The sequence below is a fragment of the Aurantiacibacter sp. MUD11 genome, from assembly GCF_026967575.1.
Classification (GTDB): domain Bacteria; phylum Pseudomonadota; class Alphaproteobacteria; order Sphingomonadales; family Sphingomonadaceae; genus Alteraurantiacibacter.
Map to the genome: position 1 here is coordinate 2,567,912 of NZ_CP114054.1, position 14,489 is coordinate 2,582,400.

Genomic DNA, 14,489 nt, shown 5'->3' on the forward strand with positions numbered 1-14,489 from the left:
ATGCAGCAGGGCCTGGCCGAGCTGACCGACAAGGAAAAGGAGGCCCTGCGCCTGCTGCTGGGCGGGCACGATGCCAAGTCCTCCGCCGCCGAACTCGGCCTGTCGGTGCATACGATCAACGATCGGCTGCGCTCCGCCCGCAGGAAACTGGGGGTCGGCAGCAGCCGCGAGGCCGCAAGAATCTTGGGTGATGCCGAGGGCAGCACACCCCAAATTCATGCACCCAAACAGTTGGGGATGGGCGCTGGCGGGACTGATGAGCAACTATCGGGGCAGTCGAAACAGCGCCGGGCAATCCTTCGCCGGATTGGCTGGCTAGCAGGAGGAATTGCCGTGATTGCCTTGATTACCGCCGCCACCATGATGGTTTTCACCCCCGCCAGCGAGGAGCCCTCGCAGGAGGTCGCTGCCGAAATCGCTTCCGCCGACAGCCGCAGCGAGCAGGCCGCGCTGGCCTGGCTGGCAATGGCCGATGCGGGCGAATGGGAAGCAAGCTGGGAAGCCGCAGGAACCATGTTCCGAGGCGAGGTGACTGCCGCGCAATGGGCGGAAGCTGCGACCTCTGTCCGCGATCCGCTGGGCGCGGTGACCTCGCGCGAAGTCGCCACCATCCAGCGCATGGACAACCTACCGGGCGCGCCGGCCGGTGACTACGAAGTGGTGCAGTTCTCCACCGCCTTCGAAAACGCGCCGAGCGCGACCGAGACGGTGATCATGGCCGAGGAAGAATCCGGCCTGAAAGTCGTCGGATACTTCATCCGCTGACGGGAGGGGCGGGGCGCGCCTTGCGCCCCGCCGTCCCCTTTAGGCCGCCATGTGCTGGTACACGGCGCGGTGGTGGCTGAATTCCTTGAAGCCGAAATAGCCGTGATAGCTGCCCATGCCGCTACCGTTGACGCCGCCGAAGGGCAGGCGGTTTTCGAGGTAGTGCGAGAACACGCCGTTCAGCGTGGTGCCGCCCGAGCTGGTACGCTTCAGCACCTTGTCCATGTTCTCCTCGCTGGGGCTGAACATGTACAGCGCCAGCGGCTTGTCGCGCGCCTCGATGTAATCGACCACCTGGTCGAGGTTGTCATAGGTCATCACCGGCAGCACGGGGGCGAAGATCTCGTCCTGCATGATCTTCATCTGCGGGGTGACGTTGGTCAGCATGGTGGGGTGGATGGTGAGGTCTTCCTCGTCCATCTGCCCGCCCACGGCCACGGTCGCGCCCTTGGCCACGGCGTCGTCCACCATGCCCTTCACGCGGTCGAAGTTCGCCTTGTTGACGATCTGCGCGATGGCGCTCTTGTCGATCTCGCCGTCCTTGTAGAGGTTGTTCTGCACATTGGTGCGGAAGCCCTCCACCAGTTCGCCCTGCTTGTCCTCGGGCACGAAGACATAGTCGGGGCAGATGCAGGCCTGCCCACCATTAAACTGCTTGGCGCCCGCCAGCGCAGCGGCGATGGGGGCCACGTCCGCGCCCTCGTCGATGATGACGGGGCTCTTGCCGCCCAGTTCCAGCGTGACGGTGGAAAGATGCTTGGCAGCTGCCGCCATCACGATCTTGCCGACACGGGTGCTGCCAGTGAAGAAGATGTGGTTGAAGGGCAGTTCCAGCAGCGCCTCGGCAACCGAAACGTCACCTTCGAACACGGCGACTTCGTTCTCGTCGAAGCATTCCTCGATGATGACCTTGGCCACCTTCGCCACGTTCGGGCACAGGTCGGTCAGCTTGACCATGCAGCAGTTGCCCGCTGCCACGGCTGCGGCCACCGGGCCGAGCGTGAGGCCGAGCGGGAAGTTCCACGGGCCCAGGATCAGGCACACGCCGCGCGCTTCCGGAATGATCATCGCCTTGTCGGTTTCCGACTTGGACGGGGTCACCGGCGTCGGCTTCATCCATTCTTCCAGCTCGTCGATGTTGAGCTGGATATTGCCGACGATGTTCATCACCTCGGTCACGCGGATTTCGCCCTCGGGCTTGCGCGTGTCCTTCAGCACGGCGGTGACGATGTCGTCGGCATGCTTCTCGACGGCGGCCTTCAGCTTCTCCAGCTTGGCGCGGCGCGTGGCGGCGTCGCTGGCCTTCACGTTCCACTGGTTGGCCTGCTGCGCCTCGAAGACGCGGCGAATGTCGTCGGAAAGGTCGGCGGCGGTAGGTTGGTCAGTCATCAATCGGTCCTGATAAGTCTCTGTTTCAGCTCTTGGTTTCGTAAACGACGTGCCCCACGGCAGTATTGCTCGCGGGCACGCGGTAGAAGCGGTGCTTTTCCTCCACGCCGTAGCCGAGGGCGGCACGCATGATCAGCCACATGATCAGCTCGATCCCCTCGGTGCCGGCTTCGCGCAGGTATTCGAGGCGGGTGATGTATTTCAGCTCCTCCGGCTCGTGCGCCAGCAGTTCCAGGAAGCGGCGGTCGAACTCCTCGTTGATGAGGCCCGCGCGCGTGCCCTGTAACTGGTGGCTCATGCCGCCGGTTCCCCAGACCTGCACGTCGAGGTCCTCCGGGAAGGTCTTCACCGCATTGCGGATCGCCTCGCCCAGCTTCCAGCAGCGTTCGCCCGACGGGGTGGGGAACTGCGTGACGTTGACCGCGATGGGGATGACCTTGCACGGCCATTCGTCGACCTGCCCGAACACCAGCGACAGCGGCACGGTCAGGCCGTGGTCGACGTCCATTTCGTTGATCAGAGTCAGGTCGAACTCGTCGATCACCAGCTGCTCGGCGATATGGGCGGCCAGGTCGAGGTGGTTCTTCACGACCGGCACCGGGCGGCGGCCCCAGCCTTCGTCGGCGCTTTCGAATTCCTCGGCAAAGCCCATGGCGAAGGTAGGCACGATATCCAGCATCAGCGCGGATGCATGATCGTTGTAGATCAGGATCACCACGTCGGGCGTGTGCTCCTTGGCCCACTCCTTGACGAATTCGTAGCCTTCGAAAACGGGCTTCCAGTACGGCTCCTCGGTCTTCCCGAGGTCAATCGCCGCGCCGATGGCGGGCACGTGGCTGGTGGCGATGCCGGCAGTGATACGGGCCATCAGCGCTTCTCCCTGATCGAACGCAGGCCTTCGGGCGACCGGCCGCCTTCCAGCATCATCTGCGCATACTCGTCGGCGCTCATGCCCGACATGGATGACACGGCCTTTTGCGCGCTCCAGCCGTCGGTGCTGGCAATCTTGACGAGGAAATACATGTTCCCGCCCAGCTCGATCAGCTTCGACAGGTTGCGGTCGAGCACGGCCTGCTTCTGCTCCTCGCTCATCTTGAACTTGTCGAGATAGGCGCGCTCGTCCGCCTTGAACTCCTCGCGGTTCTCCGCCTTCATCAGGCTCATGCAGAACTTGTGCAGGTGATAGGCCTGCCGGCTTTCACGGGCGCGGAACACCTTGGTGCCGGGGATGTCGTATAGCTCATCGAGCGAGTAGAGGCGGGTTCTGGGCAAAAGCTAACTCTCTTCAGCATTGGGGTTGAAGCCCGGTACACTGCCATCGTCAGCAGCTTGCGGGCCGGGGATCGGGTTGAGCGTGTGGATCAGCCGGAACTTGCCGTCGATGTAGCGGAAGGTGTGCGAATCCGGCGCGCCCTCGCTGCTGCCGAAGCGGCAGAACACGTTGATCACGCCCATCTCCTCGTCGATCAGGTAATCGCGCTCGACGATGTAGAGCACGCCCGGCGGGATGCCGACTTCGCAGCTGGCGTCGGGGCGACCGTCGCGGTTGGTATAGGCGCCGCCTTCCAGCCGTGCGCAGGGCACTCCCCAGGGAATGTCGGTGAACTTGTCGGCGAAGGCATCAAGGTAGGCATTGGCCCCGCGGATCATCTCGGCAGGGTCGGTGCGCTGGTAAGGATGCAGCTCGCTCCAGTCCTCGGTGCTGGAATAGTGCAAGTAGGAATTGGCGTTGAACAGCCAGTTGCCGGGCTGGGTGACGATCGAATCCACCCGCAGGATCTGCCCCTCGTGCACGAACAGCCGGGTGCCGATGACATAGGGCGTCTCGTTCTCGGTGACGACCATCTCGGTGAAGGTCTTGCACCGGGTGTCGTCGTGGAAGCTCAGCGAATGGGCGACCGGCAAGGCGGTGTTCCACAGTCCGGCATCGCGCTCCACCGTCTCGAAATTCTCGAGGAAGTGCGCGTTGTCGAGCAGCGGCAGGCCGGACAGGTCGCCTGCCTCCTGCGCCGCGACATAGGCGGCGGTCAGCTCCTGCAGTTCGGCGCGGGTACAGGTTGGCCGGTCCACGCGCGGGGCGAATTCGGGCTCCGGCGGGCCGTCCTGCGCCATGGCAGGGGTTGCGACCAGCGTCGCGGCGAGGGCGAGGATGAGGGTCTTAGCGGACATCCTGGATCTCCTCGCTGCGGCACTGGGCATAGGTGCTCCAGCCCGAACACATGCCGTAGGGACCGCGAATGAAAATCGCCTCGATCCGGCTGATCTGGTCGTTCTCGATCTTGAACAGCTCGCCCAGCTGCCAGGTCCAGTTGATCGAGCGGTGATCGAAGAAGGCGAAGGAGAAGACCACGCCGCGTTCCCGATCAACCGCCACGAAACGGCGGTCGCGGATGGAGGTCACCACGTCGAACAGCGAGGTTTCCAGCTGCTCGCGGCAGCCCAGGCGCGGGCCGAGCGAACCGACCGGAGCACCTTCGGGCGCGGCGGCGATGATGCCGTTCTCGTAGCGCAGGCAATCGTCGGTGAAGGGGTAGTAGCCGTTCCCGTCGTTGCGCTGGATGGCTTCGAAATAGGCATTGGCGACGGCGACCAGTTCGGCGCGGCTGGCGCGTTCGTCTTCCGGGATGGCGGTGGAGTAGCCTTCCCACGGCTGGCCCATGGCTTCCACCATGTCGCCGGTGTTACCGAAGATGCCGGGATTGGACTCGCCGCCACCGAGCGGACGGTCGGGGCGCGCGGCAATCTGTTCGACTTCGCTGATCTTGCCATCGGCATCGATGCGCAGGCGCAGGCTCACACCGACAGCTTCGGGGTCCAGCTGCGCACCGGCGGCGGACGAAGTGGCCGATTCCTGCACCGTCACCAGCGCGCCGACCTGTTGCGTCTCCACGTCGGGCACGATCAGGCGATAGCCTTCCGGCGAGACGGTGGTGGCCCACAGCCCCTCGTTGCCCAGAGGCATTTCCACCCCGTTCTCGGTGAAGCGGACGTCGCGGGCGAACAGGTCGTCCGACACGTCGCCGTCGCTCATCGCCTGCAGGTAACGCTCGACGTAGTCCTCCAGGCACTCGCGCTGGCATGCGAACTGTTCCTGCGGAACGCCCGCGACTTGCGCGGCGACCGGTGTCGCCAGTGCCAGCAGGCCCGTGCCTGCAACGGCTGCAATCAGATGCTTCATGAAAAACCCTCCCCTTGGCTTTCAGCGGACATAATCAATTTGTCGGCTCCGCACCAGCATTCCACAGGGCATTGAGTGCGGGGAGCAGGTGTTGGCGGTGCGCGGCAGGTACGCGTTCGAGCAATTCGGCCTCGAAGCTCTCGATGATACGGCGTGCCTCGGCCAGCTTGGTCTGGCCATCGCCGGTCAGTTCAAGGCCGACCGACTTCCCGTCGATCGCCTCGCGTGCGACCAGCCCGGCATCTTCCAGCCGCTTCAGGATCGGCACCATGTTGGCGCGCTGGATATCCAGCTTGCGACCCAGCGCGCTGGCGGTGGCGCCGGGGTTCGCCTGGATCAGCATCAGCAGCGAGACATCGCTCTGCCGCAGTTCCAGCGGTTCAAGCCGCGCGGACAGCTCCGCCCCCGTCGCGAAGGCGGCGCGGCGCAGGGCATAGCCCGGGTAGTGGGAGAGCGGGTCCTTCATCGCGATTGCTATTGTTCATAGCAAAATTTATGTTATGAGCAATAACAATTGTGACACAACCCGCGAGTCGCGGGACAGAGGAGATGAAATCATGGCCATGCCGTCCCAACCCGATCCCCGTCCGCAGGAAGAAACCGTCAAGTACGAGATCGTCGACGGCGTCGCCTGGGTCTATTTCAACCGTCCGGACAAGCGGAACTGCATGAGCCCCAAGCTCAACCGGCAGATGTTGATCGTGCTGGAGGAACTGGAATTCCGCGACGACGTGCAGGTGCTCGTCCTGACGGGCGAAGGCAGCTCGTGGTCGGCTGGCATGGACCTGCTCGAATACTTCCGCGAGGCTGAGCTGCAGGGCATCCACAAGACCCGCCAGCACCAGCGCGAAGCCTACAGCTGGTGGGAACGCCTGCGCTGGTACGAGAAGCCGACCATCGGCATGATCAACGGCTGGTGCTTCGGCGGTGCCTATGGCCCGCTGTTCGCTTGCGACCTGGCCTTCTGCTCCGACGATGCACAGTTCGGCCTGTCGGAAATCAACTGGGCCATCCTGCCCGGCGGCGGCGCCTCCAAGGTGGCGGCAGAGCTGCTGAACTTCCGTGACGCCATGTACCACGCGATGATGGGCGAGAACCTGACCGGTCCCGAAGCCGCGGCCAAGGGCATGGTCAATGAATCGCTGCCCGCCGACAAGCTGAAGGCGCGCGTGCAGGAAGTGGCCGACAACCTGAAGAAGAAGGACACCCACGCCCTTCGCGCCACCAAGTGGGCCGTGCGCCGCGTGCGCGAGATGACCTACGATAATGCCGAGGATTACCTGATCCGCGCGCAGGAAGCGCTCAACGATTTCGGCGGCTGGGAAACCCGCAAGGAAGCCACCAAGCAGTTCCTTGACGAGAAGACCTTCAAGCCCGGCCTCGGCGCTTTCGACAAGACCAAGGTCCAAAAGGACTGATTGCAAACTTCGTCGATCCCGCGCAGGCGGGATGGAAATTCCCCGCGACGGCGGCCCGGCAGCGGGCGCAGCCGGCGTGGGGATGACGATTGGAGATGGACATGACCGACACCCGCCGTTTCACCAACGCCCAGATCGACCGGCTGCTGCGCCCCAAGAGCGTGGCCGTCATCGGCGCCTCCGACCGCCACGGCGCGCTGGGCGCGACGCTGCTCAACAACCTCGTGCAGTACGAATTCGACGGCGACATCTACCCGGTGAACCCCAAGCGGGACGAGCTGCAGGGGCTGAAGGTCTACAAGTCGGCCGAGGAACTGCCCGAGGGGATCGACTGTGCCGTGCTGGCGATCCCGCGTCCCTTCGTGGTCGATACCGTCCGCGTGCTGGGCGAACGCGGCTGCGGCGCGGTGGTGATCTATTCGGCCGGCTTCTCCGAAGCGGGTGAGGAAGGCGCGAAGGACCAGGCCGAACTGGCGCGCATCGCCGAACAGTACGGCATGATCATCGAAGGCCCGAACTGCCTCGGCTGCACCAACTATGTCGAGCGCGTGCCGCTGACCTTCGTCGAAACCAACATGAAATCGCCGCCCAAGGGCGTGCGCGCCGTGGGCGTCGCCAGCCAGTCGGGCGCGCTGGCCGCGGTGCTCGCCACCACGCTGCACCCGCGCGAATGCTATGTCAGCACCTCGGTCTCCACCGGCAACGAGGCCGCCTCGGGCGTGGAGGACTATGTCGAATGGCTGGTGGATGACGAGAACACCCACGTCATCGCCATGTATGTCGAAAACTTCCGTCGTCCCGCCGCCTTCATCGCCGCTGCCCGCCGGGCGCGCGCTGCGGGGAAGCCCATCGTGCTGCTGCATCCGGGCAAGAGCGACAAGGCGCAGGAAAGCGCCGCCACCCACACCGGGGCGATGGCAGGCGACTTCAAGCTGATGAAGACCAAGCTGGCGCGCGAAGGCGTGATCTTCGCCGAGACGCTGGAAGAGCTGGCCGACATCACCACCATTGCGCTGACCTGTCCCAGCCTGCCGGGCGCCAACATGGTGGTGCTGGGCGAAAGCGGCGCGCTGCGCGGCCTCGCCTTCGACATTGCCGAGGACATTGGCCTCGACCTGCTGCACCTCGACGACGACAACTCGCCGAAACTGCGCGAGGTGCTGCCCGATTTCGTGCCGGTGTCGAACCCCACGGACATTACCGCGATCGGCCTGTCCGAGCCGGAGATCTACACCAAGCTGCTCACCGCGCTGCTGGAGGATGACCGGGTCGGCAGCGTGGTCGCCTCGATTATCCAGTCGGACCCGATCACCTCGAAGATCAAGTTTCCCGCCATTCAGAAGGTGCTGGACGGCCATACCTTCGACAAGCCGCTGGTCTTTGCCGGGGTCGACGAAGGCGCCAACGTGCCGCAGGAATATATCGATGGCCTGCGCGCCGTGGGCATTCCCTGGTTCGCCAGCACCGAGCGTGCCTATCGCGCCATTGCCCGCCTGGCCGACCTCGCCAAGCGCGACCTGACCGACCGTTCGGGCGAGCCGCTGCCGATTGCCGGCATTGCCGACGAGCACGGCGTCATTCCCGAATATCGTGCCAAGGACCTGCTGCGTCCGCTGGGCATCCCGTTCCCCGACAGCACCTTCGCGGCCAGCGCCGACGATGCCGCTGCCGCGGCCGATACGCTGGGCTATCCGGTGGTGATGAAGGCCCAGGCCGCTGCGCTGGGCCACAAGAGCGATGCCGGTGGCGTGATCCTGAACCTCAAGTCCGCCGACGAAGTGCGCGAAGCCTTCACCCGCATGTTCGACAACGTCGCTTCCTACGATGCCTCGATCACGCTCGACGGCGTGCTGGTGGAGAAGATGGGCACCATGGGCACCGAGATGATCGTCGGCGCCAAGCACGATCCCGAATGGGGTCCGGTGGTGCTGGCCGGCTTTGGCGGCGTGACCGCGGAAATCCTCAAGGACGTGAAGCTGTTCACGCCGGACCTTGGCGCGGAGCAGGTCAAGGAAGGCCTGCTGTCGCTGCAACAGGCCCCGCTGCTGACCGGCTGGCGCGGCAGCCCGGCGCTCGACGTCGATGCGCTGGCAGAGCTGATCGTGCAGATGGGCCGGGTGATGACCGGCAATCCCGCGATCCGCGAAATCGACCTCAACCCGGTGATCGTCTACCCGCAGGGACAGGGCGTGATCGCGCTCGACGCGCTGATGCTGGTCGACTGATGCAGGCGGTCAGGACCGGGTGTAGTCGATCCTGATCCGCACCCAGGTCCCGACCTGGTATTCCCCGCGCAGGCGCGGCGGCCGGACCCGGAACTGCCACGCGGCGGCCTGGGTGGCCCGCGCTATGCCGGAGCCTTGCGGGTATTCGTCGATTACCTGGCAATCGATCACCCGCCAGTTCGGCGCGGTCTTGCAGGCGATCAGGCCCCAGCCAGCGCTGTTGGCGGTGGAGAGATAGCCCGCCAGCTCGCTGTGCGAGGGCTCGCGATACCAGCGCGCGGCATAGAGCGGAGAGCCGTCGGGCGCGGTGCCGACCACCGGACTGTCCTCCCCATTTCGTGAGCCGGTATCTGCCGGGCCGTAACTCCTGTCGGACCGTACCACCGCACCGATGCGCGAGCTGGGTGACGGGCTGGGCGTGGGCACGGGAACGGGCGGCGCTGGCCGGAGCGTCGGTACCGGCAGGGCGGACGGCAAGGGCAGCAAGGCCGGGAGCGGCGTGTCAGGCTGCTCCGGCTGCGGTTCGGCTTCGGCAGGCGCGCTGGCGCCCGGCGGGTCCGGCTGTGCTTCCTCTTCCTGCGCGGGAGCAGGCGGTTCGCTGACGTCGAAGCTGCTGATGGCCACCGTATCGGGTTCGGGATCGCTCCGCCCCATGCCGAGCGACAACAGCAGCAGGATGATCGCCGCCTCGATTGCCAGCGCGAGGGTGAAGCCGGCACCGCGACGCGCGGCTTCCTCGGAAAGGCCGGGAGCCAGCTTCCGCCACCACGGCAGATCTGCCTGGACTTGGTCGAGTGATTGGATGGCTTTCGCTTCCCTGACGGCGAGACCGGCGCGCTATCGCGGCGTCGATGAACCTCATCTGGCCGCGACGCAAAGAAAAGGGGCCGGGAGAGTGCTCTCCCGGCCCCATTTGTCTGGTTGGGTAGGGCTTAGTTGCCCGAGCCCGGCCCGTAGGTGATTTCCACGCGACGGTTCTGCAGTTCGCGCACGCCGTCGGCGGTCGGGACACGCGGCATGGTTTCGCCGAATGCCTCGCTGGAGATGCGGGCGGCCGGGATGCCACGTGCGGTCAGGTATTCCTGGACCGAAGCGTTACGACGTTCGGACAGGCCGACGTTGTAGGTGGCGGAACCCGAGCGGTCAGCGTGACCGGCGAGCATGATGGCGGCGGTACCGCAGTCACCATAGGCCGTGATGGCGCTGTTGAGCACGGTGGCCGCTTCCGGCGTGATGTCCGACTTATCCCAATCGAAGAAGACGATGTAGGGGCCCTGCTCGCAGACCGGAGCCGGCGGAGGCGGCGGCGGCGGCGGGGGAGGCGGCGGAGGCGGAGGCGGCGGCGGCGGCGGAGGCGGCGGCGGGGGAGGCGGCGGCGGGGCCGGCTCTTCGCCACCCAGGAAGAAGCGCAGGCCCAGCGTGCCGCTGTGCTGCGCGAATTCCGACGTCATGGTGATCGGCAGAACGCTCGACACGTTGAAGTCGGGTTCCTCGAACATGCCGCGATACTTGTACTCGGCGAACAGCTCGACATTGTCGCCCAGCTCGCCCGAGACACCGAGGATGCCCTGCCAGCCGAAGGTGGTGTCGGCATCGTCGACCAGCGTCACGCCGCTCGGAGCGTAATCGAGGTCGATCACGTGGAGGCCGGCACCGGCGCCCAGGTACGGCTTCACCGCGCCGAGGTCGATGTCGTACAGCGCGTTCAGGAAGACGCCGTAGGTTTCCACGTCACCGGTGGCGGCGGCCAGGAAGCTGCCGATGTCGGTGCCGGTGGGATCGCTGCGCAGCAGGTTGCGACCGAGGTCGTTGCCGTCCTGCGCCGTGCCACCGATGAACAGGCCACGGTGATACTCGATGTCCATCGACTGGTAGTTGCCGTCCAGTTCGAGGCGGAATCCGTTGTCGAAGGCGTAGCCAAGCTGCGCGCCGGCAGTCCAACCCACATCAACGTTGGTTTCGAACTCGTAATCCGTGCCAGCCGGGATGGCCGGGATCGAACCGATAGCCGGAAGCGTGGTGGTGAACTCACCCTCGTTTTCGGCGTCTTCATTGGTGACGAGGCCACCGCTGAAGCCGATGTATGCCTGCGCGTTCGCCGTTGCCGGAATGGCAAGTGCGACCAGCGAGGCACCAAGAAGAAGCTTTTTCATGTTAGTCCTCATTACGACTTGCGGAAGGAACTCCCGCGTCCCTCACACAAATAGAACAATTACACTATCGTTCCAGCTTGGGAAACAATTCGCGCATTCCGGCGGCAACTGTTGCGCAAACACAACAAGCTGGCCGATGTGCAGTGCACTGGAATCGTTGAGTTGTTTTAAAAGGCTGAAATTCCGGTGATCGCACGCCCCAGGATCAGCGCGTGCACGTCATGCGTACCCTCGTAAGTATTTACGGTTTCGAGATTCACCATGTGTCGCATCACCTGGTATTCACCGGAAATGCCGTTGCCGCCGTGCATGTCGCGCGCGGCCCGGGCAATCCCCAGAGCCTTGCCGACATTGTTGCGCTTGACCACGGAAATCATTTCCGGCGCGAAGGCGCCCTCGTCGAGCAGGCGGCCCACCCGCAGCGAGCCCTGCAGGCCCAGCGCGATCTCGCTCGCCATGTCCGCCAGCTTGAGCTGGTAGAGCTGCTTGGAGGCGAGCGGCACGCCGAACTGGTGCCGGTCGAGGCCGTACTGGCGCGCCGCCTGGTAGCAGAACTCTGCCGCGCCCATGCTGCCCCAGGAAATGCCGTAACGCGCGCGGTTGAGGCAGCCGAACGGACCCTTCATGCCCTCGACACCCGGCAGCAGCGCGTCGGCGGGCAGCTTCACCTCGTCCATCTGGATCATGCCGGTGGTGCTGGCGCGCAGCGACAGCTTGCCGCGGATCTTGGGTGCTTCCAGCCCCTTCATGCCCTTTTCGAGCACGAAGCCGCGCACCTTGCCGCCATGGGCTTCGGACTTGGCCCAGACCACGAAGACATCGGCGAAGGGCGAGTTGGAAATCCACGTCTTCGCGCCGGAGAGCGAATAGCCGTCGCCGTCCTTCTTCGCGACAGTGCGCATGCCGGCGGGATCGGAACCGGCATCGGGTTCGGTCAGGCCGAAGCAGCCGATCAGCTCGCCCGAGGCGAGGCCGGGCAGGTACTTGGCGCGCTGCTCGTCGGAGCCGTAGGCATGGATCGGGTACATCACCAGCGAGGACTGCACGCTGGCCATCGAGCGGTAGCCGCTGTCGACGCGCTCGATCTCGCGGGCGACCAGGCCATAGGCGACATAGCTTGCGCCCGAACCGCCGAATTCTTCCGGGATGGTGACGCCCAGCATGCCGGCCTGGCCCATCAGCGGGAACAGCTCGCTGGCGTCGTTTTCCGCCTCGAAGTCGTCGATCACGCGCGGCTGCAGCGTGCCCTGGGCAAACGCGTGCGCGGCATCGCGGATCATGCGCTCGTCTTCGGTCAGCTGGGCATCGAGGTTGAACGGATCAGCCCAGTCGAAGGGCACCATGTCGGCCATTGCAGATAGTCTCCTTTGAAACCGCCACTAGGCAGTCCGGACGGAGACAGCAAGGGAGGGAAGGCGGGAAATCCGCGCCCGGACGCTCGCCCTAGTGGACCGCGCGTTCCTTGGCCCTGGAAATCATCTCCATCAGCTTGCTGGGCGGGCAAGGCTTGGAACAGGCTAAGGCATCGGGATAGCGTTCTTGCAGTTCCCTTGGCGTCGCATGGCCCGAATGGAAGATGATCGGCACGCCGGCGTCGGTCAGGGCATCGGCCAGCGGGAATACCTCGCCATCGGCGGTCATCACGTCGAGAATGGCGAAATCGGGCATTTCCTGGTCGATCGCGATGAAGGCATGGTCCTTGTTGGCATAGGGGCCTTCGACGCGGAAACCCATGTCGCGCACGGTTTCACTAAGGTCGAGCGCGATGATGAACTCGTCCTCGACGACGAGCACCGTCGGCTGGTTTGTATCTGCCTGGCTGGCCATTGCTTACCCTCACCCTGTTTCGAGGAATTCCTGCCTGCTGCGTCCTAATCTACGCGATAGCAGCGGGCCGGTTCCCGAAGCCGGGAGGCAAGCGGTCAGGAGGTGCGGCCGAATTTCGCCTCGTAGGCCGAAATATCGCCACCGCTCAGCAGCTTGGCCTGTTCCATCCAGTTGTCGCGGCGGATGCGCCCCTGAAAACGCCCGAGCTTGGCATCGATGCGATCGATTTCGGCATCGTCCCAGGCGGCGATCTGGGCAAAGCTGGTGACGCCGTTCTCGTGCAGCAGGGTGACGAGCTTGGGGCCGACGCCCTTGATGCGCGTCAGGTCGTCGCCACCAGCCGGAGCGGCTGCCGGGACCTTGTCCAACGCTTCGCGCATCGGAGTGCCGCTGCCGGCTTCGGCGTCGGTACCCAGCGGAGCGGTGGCGACCTCATCGGCATTGGCCGGGCTCTTCGCGGCCACCGGCGGGGCGTCGATCAGCGCCTGGTTACGCTTCGCGGGGGCATCCTCGACCTGCTCCTCGCGCTCCACCGTGGTGCGGCGCGAGACGACGAAAATCCACCAGGCGACAAGCAGCCCGATCACCAGCGCAGCGACCACGAGCAGCCAGTTGGCCTCCAGCAATTCAACCATGTGCTTCCTCTTGCGTCAGTTCAGTTGGCGCGACCCCAGATGAGCCAGCCGAGGCCAAGCCCCACCGCGTAGGCGAGCAGCATCAGCACCAGCACTTCCATCCAGATCGGCATGTCGGCTCCTTTGGAATACTCGCCCGATTCGGGCAAATCGTGGGGTTAGCGGGGCGCGGGCGTGTCGACCGGCGTGGGGATCAGCGGCTGGGTGGAGATCACCCTGAACTCGATCCGGCGATTGGCCGGGTCGCCCGGTTCGAGACCGTCGACCGGGCGCGCGGAACCCTCACCCTTGGCTGACAACGCCTCTTCCGGGATGCCGCGGCCGACCAGCGCCGCGCGCACGGCTTCGGCACGCTCGCGCGACAATTGCAGGTTGCGCTCCTCGGCGCCGGAATCGTCGGTGTGGCCGGTCACTTCGATCACCGCACCAAGGCAGGGGCTGAGCGCGCGCGCCACTTCGTCCACCAGCGACTGGCTGGCCGCCTCGATCCGGGCGGAACCTTCCTCGAAGCGGATGGTGCGGGCGCGCAGCAGGGCCTGCACGTCCTCCTGGCAATGCAGCGGGCTGAAATAGTCCTCCACCATCATGTCGCCATCGGACCAGCGGATGCCGCCGACGCCGGGAATGTCGGCCACGGCGCGGGCGATGGCGGCGCGGGTGTTTTCGCCCAGCGGTTCCCCGCCGGTCAGGACCGGGTGGCGGCTGGGCCAGCCATTGGGAGAGCGGAAATGGGCCTCCACCTGGCCGGCGCCGCCTGCCGCTTCGATCGCGGCGGGGGCAGCGGCGGCGAGACGGTCTGCCAGGGCGGGCGCATTGGCCCCGGCCACGGTGTAGGCGAGGGCGACACAGGCCAGCATGCCGCCCACGATCGCCACTTGTGGTTTGCGCAGGAACTTCAT

15 protein-coding genes are annotated in these 14,489 nt (G+C 65.3%); 3 read left to right on the forward strand and 12 right to left on the reverse strand.

The genetic code is table 11. The features are described 5' to 3' along the window. Positions 1-765 (forward strand): helix-turn-helix domain-containing protein, encoded by a 765-nt coding sequence (locus OZN62_RS12715; protein ID WP_269102182.1) that lies wholly within the window; start codon positions 1-3, stop codon positions 763-765. Positions 766-804: 39 nt separating this feature from the next. Here OZN62_RS12715 and OZN62_RS12720 read toward each other — a convergent pair whose 3' ends face one another. The 6 genes from OZN62_RS12720 to OZN62_RS12745 are packed head-to-tail and all read right to left on the reverse strand — an operon-like array spanning position 805 to position 5,798. Beyond that, entirely contained in the window at positions 805-2,154 is a 1,350-nt protein-coding gene (locus OZN62_RS12720; RefSeq protein ID WP_269100241.1) for an aldehyde dehydrogenase family protein, read from the reverse strand. A 25-nt stretch (positions 2,155-2,179) separates the two neighbouring features. Then, positions 2,180-3,022 carry a class III extradiol dioxygenase subunit beta gene (locus OZN62_RS12725; RefSeq protein ID WP_269100242.1) on the reverse strand — a complete coding sequence of 281 codons (843 nt, stop codon included), beginning with the start codon at positions 3,020-3,022 and terminating at the stop codon, positions 2,180-2,182. After that, positions 3,022-3,426, reverse strand: a complete 405-nt coding sequence (ligA, locus tag OZN62_RS12730) for a protocatechuate 4,5-dioxygenase subunit alpha (RefSeq protein WP_269100243.1) — start codon at positions 3,424-3,426, stop codon at positions 3,022-3,024. Before ligA ends, OZN62_RS12725 begins: the two co-directional genes overlap by 1 nt. A gap of 3 nt (positions 3,427-3,429) precedes the next feature. Further along, positions 3,430-4,323 carry a hypothetical protein gene (locus OZN62_RS12735; protein WP_269100244.1) on the reverse strand — a complete coding sequence of 298 codons (894 nt, stop codon included), beginning with the start codon at positions 4,321-4,323 and terminating at the stop codon, positions 3,430-3,432. Further along, positions 4,313-5,332, reverse strand: a complete 1,020-nt coding sequence (locus OZN62_RS12740) for a hypothetical protein (protein ID WP_269100245.1) — start codon at positions 5,330-5,332, stop codon at positions 4,313-4,315. Before OZN62_RS12740 ends, OZN62_RS12735 begins: the two co-directional genes overlap by 11 nt. Before the next feature lie 34 nt (positions 5,333-5,366). Further along, positions 5,367-5,798, reverse strand: a complete 432-nt coding sequence (locus tag OZN62_RS12745) for a MarR family winged helix-turn-helix transcriptional regulator (RefSeq protein ID WP_269100246.1) — start codon at positions 5,796-5,798, stop codon at positions 5,367-5,369. A gap of 91 nt (positions 5,799-5,889) precedes the next feature. Between OZN62_RS12745 and OZN62_RS12750 the strand changes: the two genes are divergently transcribed. Together OZN62_RS12750 and OZN62_RS12755 are read left to right on the forward strand one after the other, a co-directional pair. Continuing rightward, positions 5,890-6,750, forward strand: a complete 861-nt coding sequence (locus OZN62_RS12750; protein WP_269100247.1) for a p-hydroxycinnamoyl CoA hydratase/lyase — start codon at positions 5,890-5,892, stop codon at positions 6,748-6,750. Between the two features lie 101 nt (positions 6,751-6,851). Then, positions 6,852-8,975 (forward strand): acetate--CoA ligase family protein, encoded by a 2,124-nt coding sequence (locus OZN62_RS12755; protein WP_269100248.1) that lies wholly within the window; start codon positions 6,852-6,854, stop codon positions 8,973-8,975. Positions 8,976-8,984: 9 nt separating this feature from the next. Here OZN62_RS12755 and OZN62_RS12760 read toward each other — a convergent pair whose 3' ends face one another. From OZN62_RS12760 to OZN62_RS12785, 6 genes are all read right to left on the reverse strand, one after another. Continuing rightward, positions 8,985-9,641 carry a hypothetical protein gene (locus tag OZN62_RS12760; RefSeq protein ID WP_269100249.1) on the reverse strand — a complete coding sequence of 219 codons (657 nt, stop codon included), beginning with the start codon at positions 9,639-9,641 and terminating at the stop codon, positions 8,985-8,987. 266 nt (positions 9,642-9,907) lie between these two features. Then, entirely contained in the window at positions 9,908-11,128 is a 1,221-nt protein-coding gene (locus tag OZN62_RS12765) for an OmpA family protein (protein ID WP_269100250.1), read from the reverse strand. 167 nt (positions 11,129-11,295) lie between these two features. Then, positions 11,296-12,480: an acyl-CoA dehydrogenase gene (locus OZN62_RS12770; RefSeq protein WP_269100251.1), complete on the reverse strand. Its 1,185-nt coding sequence runs from the start codon at positions 12,478-12,480 to the stop codon at positions 11,296-11,298. A 91-nt stretch (positions 12,481-12,571) separates the two neighbouring features. Next, on the reverse strand, positions 12,572-12,955 hold the full coding sequence (locus OZN62_RS12775; RefSeq protein WP_269100252.1) for a response regulator: 384 nt from the start codon (positions 12,953-12,955) through the stop codon (positions 12,572-12,574). Positions 12,956-13,050: 95 nt separating this feature from the next. Beyond that, entirely contained in the window at positions 13,051-13,590 is a 540-nt protein-coding gene (locus OZN62_RS12780) for a helix-hairpin-helix domain-containing protein (protein WP_269100253.1), read from the reverse strand. A 158-nt stretch (positions 13,591-13,748) separates the two neighbouring features. Continuing rightward, positions 13,749-14,489, reverse strand: a complete 741-nt coding sequence (locus OZN62_RS12785) for an OmpA family protein (RefSeq protein WP_269100254.1) — start codon at positions 14,487-14,489, stop codon at positions 13,749-13,751.